Genomic DNA, 2,164 nt, shown 5'->3' with positions numbered 1-2,164 from the left:
ATCCGCAACTTCGGTGCGAAGTCGATCGACGAGGTCAAGGCGAAGCTGGCCGGCATGGGCCTGGCCCTCAAGGACAGCCCGCCCGGATTCGACCCGACCGCCGCCGCGGACGCGTTCGGCGCGGACGACAACGGGGGCACGGGTTTCATGGAGACCGAGCAGTACTGATTGCTGCGCCGGGTCGCGGCCGAATCCAGCCCCCGCCCGGCCGTAGCAGCTGTACTCCTTCCGGGTACTTGATGGTCTCGGGTACCAGCACGGAAGGCAGTGGTAGCCCTTCACGCGGCACTGAATGCCGGAAGTGAGGGCGGTCACGGCAAGTACGGAAGGGCGTGGGGTTCCGGCTGGATACGTAGCCGGAACCCCACGCTCCGTTCCGGCAGGGATGGTTACGCCTCCCAGCCGGCTGCCGCCCGCCATGGGACTCGCCCCGGCTACCGGCCCCTTTGGCTCGTGCGTTCGCGGCGTGCGTCCGTCGCGGAGAGTGGGGCAAGCAGTTCGCGCGCTCTGTCGCACTCCGGGTTCGCCACTGTGGCCGACCGGGCCTCGCGGGCTTGCTACGACGGAAAGAACGCCTGACTCCTGTTCCTATCGCTGCATCGCCGCGAGGCTCGCGTGATCACGAAGTGCTGCCAATGCTCTTCGTCGTGCGGATCGTGCTCGGGGCATGCGTGGTTCTGGTCGTGTATGGGCGGGCGGCGGAGTCATCGGGAGGCCGCGGTTGATGCTGCCGTGAGTCTGTCCACGGCCGTCGCGACTTCCTCGGGACTGGAGATCATCGTCAGGTGCCGGGCGCCCGGGATGAGCGTTGCAGGCGGTGCGCCGATGCGCCGGGCGGTCTCCTGAGGTGCCTGCCGGGTGAACACGTCGTCCTGGGCGCCGAACACCACCGACTTGGGCAGGGGCACGTCGGCGAGCCTGGCCACCTGATCCGCGGGCAGACCGGGCACCCCGGCGGCCAGCATGCTCCACAGCGCGTTCTCCGCGCCCGGTACGCGCAGCGGGCGTCGCCACTGATCGAGGCCGGCCGCGTCCAAGCGCGGACAAGCCGGCCCGCACTGTGCGTCGTACAGGCTACGGATCACCGTGTCGATGCCGAGCCCGATCCGCAGCAGGCTGGTGCGGTACGGGTCGATCAGCACGTACTTGAAGGCCGGCGGTGGTCCGGCACCCGTGTCGAGGGCGTCACCGTCGAGAAGCATCACGCCGCCCAGCCGGCCAGGAGCCCGCAACACTGCCTCGGTGACCACGGCGGCTCCGCTGGAGTGCCCCACCAACAGCGGGCGCTCACCCGGACCGCCGAGGTGCATGGCGTCCAGGAAGCCCATGAGCTGCCGGGTGAAGTGGTCGACGCTGTAGGGGCCGTGGCGCTCGCTGTATCCGTCGCCGGTCAGGTCGAGTGCGTACACCCGGTGGTTGCGGGCGAGCAGAGGGGCAAGGCGCGACCAGGTGTCCACGGATTCGAAGGCGCCGTGCACCAGGACGACGGGTGGGCCCGCCGTGCCCCAGGTCTGGTAGCGCGTACGGATGTCGGCGGCCTGCACGTACCTGAGTCCCCGCGGCGGCGCTTCGCGTCCGGCCGTGACGCCGTTGTATACGAACGAGGCCGCCGTGACGACGACGAGCACGACGGCACTGCCCAACGCGGCGCGCCGCAGCCACCGCCGCAGCCGGGCACGCCGTGGCCGGAGCGCGCGATCGGCAGGGACTGGCGGTGGAGCGGATGACGGTTGGGTGCCCCCGTCTCCGTCGCCATCCGAGGCTCCGTCTCGGGCTCGGCAAAGATCAGCTGTCACAGCGCACAGCATCGCCCACGGCACACGCGCGGTCATCCTGCGGGAGGAGCCTTTGTGACTACTCCTCTGGGCGTAGGGAGTGCTGGGCGCACGGGAGGGCCGGGGTGTTCTGGGCGTTGGCCGACGTGGCTGCTGGCCGGGCGGCGGGGGCCGGCGAGACTCTTCGGGTGAATTATGTGAGTGATGGTTGTCCGGTTGGCGGTTCGTTATTTGTGGGGTGGTCCGTAAACCATATATTCATTCCAGCGCTTGCTGTGGCGGCGCTGGTGTGCAGAGTTTGTTGATGTTTTTGCTGACTGTGTTGTCGGGAGGAACTGTCGTGCGTGTGGCTCGGTCTGTTTTTGCTGCTGCGACGGTGGCGGTTTCTG

Annotated in this window: 1 protein-coding gene and 1 pseudogene; one reads left to right on the top strand and one right to left on the bottom strand. The window is 68.8% G+C overall.

Translation table 11 applies throughout. From position 1 onward, the window contains the following. Positions 1–168, top strand: a pseudogene (locus ACZ4MF_RS48860) (DNA-directed RNA polymerase subunit alpha); the annotation flags it as partial. Between the two features lie 536 nt (positions 169–704). Here the strand turns inward: ACZ4MF_RS48860 and ACZ4MF_RS48855 are convergent. Further along, positions 705–1,628 carry an alpha/beta fold hydrolase gene (locus ACZ4MF_RS48855; protein ID WP_467500900.1) on the bottom strand — a complete coding sequence of 308 codons (924 nt, stop codon included), beginning with the start codon at positions 1,626–1,628 and terminating at the stop codon, positions 705–707. Positions 1,629–2,164: the final 536 nt, after the last annotated feature.

This window comes from Streptomyces sp. NPDC025793 (assembly GCF_055558375.1).
This window is presented reverse-complemented; position numbering and strand designations above follow the sequence as displayed.